This window comes from Oleiphilus sp. HI0117, assembly GCF_001635235.1.
Genome location: NZ_LWGA01000880.1, coordinates 1 through 6,412, shown reverse-complemented (window position 1 = coordinate 6,412; position 6,412 = coordinate 1). Strand labels below are relative to the sequence as shown.

6 protein-coding genes and 1 pseudogene are annotated in these 6,412 nt (G+C 44.6%); all 7 read left to right on the top strand.

Features of this window, described 5'->3' with window-relative positions; translation table 11 throughout:
- Positions 1 to 347, top strand: a pseudogene (locus A3757_RS15440) (hypothetical protein); the annotation flags it as partial.
- A 181-nt stretch (positions 348 to 528) separates the two neighbouring features.
- Entirely contained in the window at positions 529 to 1,350 is an 822-nt protein-coding gene (locus tag A3757_RS15435) for a MinD/ParA family protein (RefSeq protein WP_068511924.1), read from the top strand.
- 29 nt (positions 1,351 to 1,379) lie between these two features.
- Positions 1,380 to 2,090 carry an RNA polymerase sigma factor FliA gene (locus A3757_RS15430; RefSeq protein WP_068554878.1) on the top strand — a complete coding sequence of 237 codons (711 nt, stop codon included), beginning with the start codon at positions 1,380 to 1,382 and terminating at the stop codon, positions 2,088 to 2,090.
- A gap of 245 nt (positions 2,091 to 2,335) precedes the next feature.
- A complete protein-coding gene (cheY, locus tag A3757_RS15425) occupies positions 2,336 to 2,722 on the top strand; it encodes a chemotaxis response regulator CheY (protein ID WP_068511934.1) in 387 nt (128 codons plus the stop codon).
- A complete protein-coding gene (locus A3757_RS15420) occupies positions 2,691 to 3,518 on the top strand; it encodes a protein phosphatase CheZ (protein WP_231878294.1) in 828 nt (275 codons plus the stop codon). The genes cheY and A3757_RS15420 overlap by 32 nt, the downstream gene beginning before the upstream one ends.
- Positions 3,519 to 3,531: 13 nt before the next feature.
- Entirely contained in the window at positions 3,532 to 5,775 is a 2,244-nt protein-coding gene (locus tag A3757_RS15415) for a chemotaxis protein CheA (protein WP_068554880.1), read from the top strand.
- Positions 5,776 to 5,850: 75 nt separating this feature from the next.
- A partial coding sequence (locus A3757_RS15410) for a response regulator (protein WP_156506342.1) occupies positions 5,851 to 6,412 on the top strand: 562 nt, incomplete at its 3' end.

Below are 6,412 nucleotides of genomic sequence, written 5' to 3'. Positions count from 1 at the left end.
CGGGTCATGATATTCAGTCACACCTTGTTGTATCGTCTGTAGGGCAGTATCAGGTGATGTGTTCAAATTACCATCACTACAAAATGGTAGGCTTGTCAGGCGCCATTATTACTAAGGTTGATGAAGCTGTTAGCCTGGGTGAGGTGATGAGCTTTCTTATCGATACGCGTCTCAAAGCCAGTTATTTTACTGACGGTCAGCGAGTTCCTGAGGATATTCATGTGTTTAGGCAAAAAGAAATCCTCTCGAGAGCTGAATCTTTATTGAATAGTTCGGAGCGATGGGTAACAATCAGCGCCCAAGAGCATGAAGGTGTTTTAGATCAAATATTCTCTCATTCTGCGTAAACTTAATCATATCTGCTAAACTCTTATTAGCGTTGATTAAAATATAGAGCTGAATGTAGCAAGATTATGCAGTATACACTGAAAATACGGTCAATGTTTCAGTATCACGAAGATCTCAATATGGTTGAATAAACTGAAGTGCGAAAAATAATTAGATGTATAAAAGGGGATTTTCACCAGTATGGCGAATTCTAATCCGGTTCAGGTAATCGCGGTAACTGGCGGTAAAGGTGGTGTGGGCAAAAGTAATGTGTCTATTAACCTTTCGATTATGCTCGCTGAGATGGGGCGTCGTGTTGTACTTTTAGATGCCGATTTAGGTTTGGCTAATGTTGATGTTTTGTTAGGTATCACCTCTAAAAGCAATATAGCGGATGTGATAAGTGGCGAATGTTCTCTGCGTGACGTTTTGGTTGATGGGCCCAAAGGAATAAAAGTAGTACCAGCTTCATCTGGTACGCAAAAAATGGTTTCTTTGAATCCAATGGAACATGCCGGTTTAATTAATGCCTTTAGTGAAATTTCTGAAGATCTCGATGTCCTGATTATTGATACCGCAGCAGGTATATCCGATGGTGTTGTTTCGTTTCTTAGGGCTGCGCAAGAAGTTATTGTTGTCGTATGTGATGAGCCTACATCGATTACCGATTCATATGCGCTAATTAAATTGTTAAATCGCGATTACGATATGTACCGTTTTCGTGTACTGGCGAATATGGTTAAAACGCAGGAAGAGGGGCGCCACCTCTATTCCAAGCTTGCTCACGTTACTGAGAGATTTCTCGATGTTGCTCTGCAGTATGTTGGGTCAATCCCTTTCGATGAGTCGGTGAAAAAAGCAGTGCAGCGTCAACGGGCTGTTTCTGATGTGTATCCTCGTGCAAAAGCATCGTTGGCATATAAGACGCTTGCCCAAAAAGCGGATAGCTGGCCACTGCCTTCTTCTCCAAAAGGTCATTTGGAGTTCTTTGTTGAGCGCCTGGTTCAGGCTACCTCAAACTAGAACGTGTTTAGTTCCGGTGTCATAGGCTGATGTATACAGACGCTCAAGTAAAACGTGCCGATGATTTGATTCGGTCTCATGCGCCTTTAGTCAAAAAAATTGCGCATCATTTGATATCTCGTCTACCGTCTAGCGTTCAGGTCGATGATTTAATTCAGGCTGGTATGATCGGGTTATTAGAGGCTTCCAGGAAGTATGAAGCTTCTAAAGGTGCGTCCTTTGAAACTTATGCGGGCATTAGAATTCGTGGTTCGATGATGGATGAGGTGCGCCGGGGAGACTGGGTGCCAAGGTCTGTTCATCGGAATGCAAGAAAGATAAGTGAAGCGATCAAGGCTATTGAAGATAGAGAGGGTCGTGATGCGCAGGATGGCGAGGTTGCCTCAGAGTTAGGTATGACGCTTGAGGAATACTTTGCTTGCTTGAAAGACAGCGCTAGTGGCAAGTTATTTAGCTTTGAAGAGCTAAGTGAGTCAGGTGACGTTTCTAGTGAAGAGTATTTGTCCGAGAATTACACGCCCGCGACGGATGTTCAGAATGATGCCTTTCGTCGAGCTTTGGCCAAAGAGATTGATGTTCTCCCTGAGCGTGAAAAAATGGTTTTGTCTTTATATTATGAAGAAGAGTTGAATCTTAAAGAAATTGGTTTGGTGCTCTCTGTTAGTGAGTCTCGAGTAAGTCAAATACATTCTCAAGCAGCGATGCGTTTGAAAGCTAGAATGAGTGATTGGCGTACCTGATTGCAGTTTGTCTTAGCCTGATCGAACTATTTGCTTAGACCTCTTTTCTCAAAGTTTGTCCCCCATGTAAGGGGAAAATAAAGCGAATAAAATTAATAAATTGGCTTGATTTTATATAGTTGTTAAGAAATGTGCCGATAAGTGAAACAAATATCAAAAAAAACTGGCTAGCCTAAGAACACCGACTAGACTTGTTTTTAGGTATTAAAATGTAATTTCGGGTATCGACATGAGTGGAGGTCGACTTGAATAAAGATATGAAAATTCTCGTAGTAGATGATTTTTCTACAATGAGACGAATTATTAAGAACCTATTGCGTGACCTAGGGTTTACTAATACTGATGAAGCTGACGATGGTAGTACTGCCTTACCAATGCTTCAAACAGGTAAGTATGACTTTCTGGTGACTGACTGGAATATGCCTGGGATGACTGGTATTGAGTTGCTTCAGCATGTTCGTTCTGACGATAACCTCAAAAGTCTTCCTGTGCTAATGGTAACGGCTGAGGCTAAACGAGATCAGATAGTTGCTGCCGCGCAAGCAGGTGTGAACGGTTATGTCGTTAAGCCATTTACCGCAGCTGTTTTAAAAGAGAAGATTGAGAAAATCTTCGAACGTATCGATTCCTAAGGCTGAGCGATTCATGACTGACGCAAAGCTAATAAATAGCGAACCTCTAAGCGGTTTTGAGCAGACTTTGAAGGCTCAGGCTAATGAGTTGAAGGAGCGAATTGACAAAGGAGACTTGTCGGGGGCGTTAGGTATTATTTCTGAGTTAAATGAGACTCGGGATAAAACTCTGTACCAAGAAGTCGGTCGCTTAACTCGGTCGCTACACGAGTCAATTCGGAACTTTCACATCGATGCTTCCAGTGAGACGGCTAAAGATGACCTGTCTACTATAGAGGATGCGTCCGACCGACTCGCGTATGTGGTTGATATGACCAATAAGGCTGCAAACAAGACCTTGGATCTTGTCGAAGAAACCATGCCTTATGCTTCAGGAATCAGCCAGGAAGCGAAAAAACTCAAGATGGATTGGTCTCGCTTACAGCGTAAGGAAATGAAACCTGATGAGTTTAGAACGCTGACAGCCACAATGGGAACTTTCCTTGGAAAGTTGTGTGAGGATTCAGATAAAGTAAATGATAATCTCACGCAAATACTGTTAGCGCAGTCTTTCCAAGACTTAACTGGTCAAGTGATTCAACGAGTCACCGGATTGGTTAAAGATGTTGAAGAGAATCTTGTTAATTTGGTCAGAATGGCCGGTAAGGTTGACCAGATTACAGGAACAGTCCACGAAGTAGAAAAACAAGAAACAGGCATTGAGGGTGAAGGTCCACAACTCCATGCAGAGCAACGCGAAGACGTTGTTTCTGGCCAGGATGATGTGGATGATTTGCTGTCCAGTCTAGGATTTTAAAGGGGCGTAGAAGATGGGGTTTGAAGCGGATGATGAGATACTTCAGGACTTTCTTGTAGAGTCTGGAGAGATACTCGAGCTTCTTTCAGAGCAACTGGTTGATCTAGAGCAAAATCCAGACGATAAAGATTTGCTAAACGCAATTTTTAGAGGGTTTCACACTGTAAAGGGTGGAGCAGGCTTTTTACAGTTGGATGCACTGGTCAAGTGTTGTCATATTGCAGAAAACGTGTTCGATATTCTGCGAAATGGTAAGCGAAGTCTTGATGCTGACTTAATGGATGTCGTTTTACGTGCGTTAGACTCTGTAAACGAAATGTTCAGTGAAGTCAGAGATGGCCAAGATCCAACCCCAGCTGACCCACAGCTTTTAAGTGACTTAGAACGTTTTGCGAAACCTGCTGACGCTGCGCCTGCTGCTGAACCTGCAGCTGTTGAACCAACACCGGAGCCGGTTGCTGCAGAAGCCTCTGCTGAAGAGGCTGATATTACTGATGATGAGTTTGAACAGCTCTTGGATGCATTAGATGATGATGCGGGTAAAGGGAGTGCACCAGCGGCATCCGAACAAGAATCTGACGAAATTACCGATGACGAATTCGAAAACTTGTTAGATGAGCTACACGGTTCCGGTGCTCCTGTTGGTGTCAGCGAAAGTGCTGGTGCCTCAGCTTCACCAGACAGCTCCTCGGCGGATTTATTTTTTGAAGAACCGGCTGCGGGTGGCGACACGAGCAGCTCGCCAGAGTCGGGTGATATAAGCGAAGAAGAATTTGAAAAACTATTGGATGACTTGCATGGTGAAGGTCAGTTCAATAGCGAAGGTATTGCTGCAGGTGATGCCACGTCTGAAGCGTCAGCTACTCCTGCTAGCGGTGATGGAGAGTTGATTACCGATAATGAGTTCGAAAAGCTACTGGATGAACTTCATGGAGCAGGCGGGTCGCCAACGACCAAGGCTGCTGCCAGTTCTGCGCCGGCTCCAGAGCCCACACCAAAGCCAGCGCCTGCACCGGCCCCAGCCTCAGCAGCTGCAGCTAAGCCAAAGCCGGCTGCAAAACCAGCTGCTAAAGCGGCATCGAAGAAGAATGAAACCATAGCGACAGAAACAACAGTTCGTGTTGATACAAAGCGCCTAGACGATATCATGAATATGGTGGGTGAATTGGTGCTTGTGCGTAACCGACTAAAACGTCTTGGCGATGCAAGCAGTGACGAGTCCATGCAGAAGGCTGTGTCCAACTTAGATGTCGTAACAGGTGATCTTCAGTCAGCGGTTATGCAAACTCGAATGCAGCCGATTAAGAAGGTCTTTGGACGTTTTCCCAGGGTTGTGCGAGATTTGGCTCGGAACCTTAAGAAAGAGGTTAACCTGGTTCTGGTTGGTGAAGATACTGACCTTGATAAGAACCTTGTTGAAGCGCTATCTGACCCCTTGGTTCACCTTGTACGAAACGCTGTAGACCACGGCATTGAAATGCCTGATGACCGTGTGACGAAAGGTAAGGAACGTATAGGGCAGGTGGTTCTGTCAGCACAGCAGGAAGGTGATCATATCATGCTAGCCATTGAAGATGATGGCGCAGGTATGGATGCTGAGGTTCTACGTCAAAAAGCTGTTGAAAAAGGCATTTACGACCAAGACGCTGCTGATCGCTTAAGCGATAGCGAATGTTATAACCTTATTTTTGCACCTGGCTTTTCGACTAAGCAGGAAATATCCGATATTTCCGGCCGTGGTGTGGGAATGGATGTTGTTAAGACAAAAATTACCCAGTTAAACGGTACGGTAAATATTGATTCTGAGTTAGGTAAAGGCTCGCGACTTTCAATTAAAGTACCCTTAACTTTGGCGATCATGCCTACCTTGATGGTTAAGCTTGGAAATCAGTCCTTTGCTTTTCCTCTGGTTAGTGTGGTTGAAATTTTCCACCTTGATTTGACCAAGACAAATGTTGTTGATGGACAGGAGTGTGTTGTTGTTCGTGATAATGTTTATCCCTTGTTTTACATCAAACGCTGGTTAGTGAATTCATACACTGAAGATACTGATTCTGCTCATGTGGTGATTGTCGCTGTGGGTAGTAAGCGCGTAGGCTTTATTGTGGATCAGTTGGTTGGCCAAGAAGAAGTCGTGATTAAACCACTTGGTGACATGCTACATGGCACAGCAGGCATGGCCGGCGCAACGATTACGGGTGATGGTCGTATCGCCTTGATACTAGATATTCCAAGTCTATTAGACCGCTACGCATAGGCTAAAAATCAGGATGCGCTGTCGCTATAGTACACGCTGCAATCTTTATCGCTACGGGGGCGCTTGTTAGATTCGATGAGTGTCACTGTATTAGTTGTAGATGATTCTGGCTTTTTTCGGAAACGGGTTTGTGAAATTCTAAGCTTGGTTTCTGAAATCAAGATCGTTGGTACTGCGTCAAACGGGCGTGAAGCAATTGAGCTCGTAAAGAAATTGTCCCCTGATGTGGTCACCATGGATTACGAGATGCCTGTTATGGATGGCGTTACAGCTATTCGCCATATCATGCAAGAATGCCCTACATCTATTCTAATGTTCTCATCTCTTACCTACGAAGGTGCTCGTGTAACGCTAGATGCGCTAGAAGCTGGAGCGGTCGATTTTTTACCAAAGAATTTTGAAGATATCGCTCGCGATGCAGGGAAAATGCAAGAGGTTCTGAAGAAAAGAATCCTGGCTATTGCAAAAAAGAGTGGAACTTCTCAAAGTGGCTCGGTTAGCAGCGCTAGCTCACTAAACCCAGAGGCTTCATCCAGTATACAAGCAAGTGAGAGTTCAAGTGTTTTAAAGCGTAGAGCAGTGAGCGGACGCCCAAGCACTACAAATAAAAGTGTGCCGTCACGCCCGGAAGTACAGA

Coding starts and splice junctions, on each gene's coding strand:
- A3757_RS15435 (WP_068511924.1), top strand. CDS start 529: ATGGCGAATTCTAATCCGGTTCAGGTAATCGCGGTAACTGGCGGTAAA.
- A3757_RS15430 (WP_068554878.1), top strand. CDS start 1,380: ATGTATACAGACGCTCAAGTAAAACGTGCCGATGATTTGATTCGGTCT.
- A3757_RS15415 (WP_068554880.1), top strand. CDS start 3,532: ATGGGGTTTGAAGCGGATGATGAGATACTTCAGGACTTTCTTGTAGAG.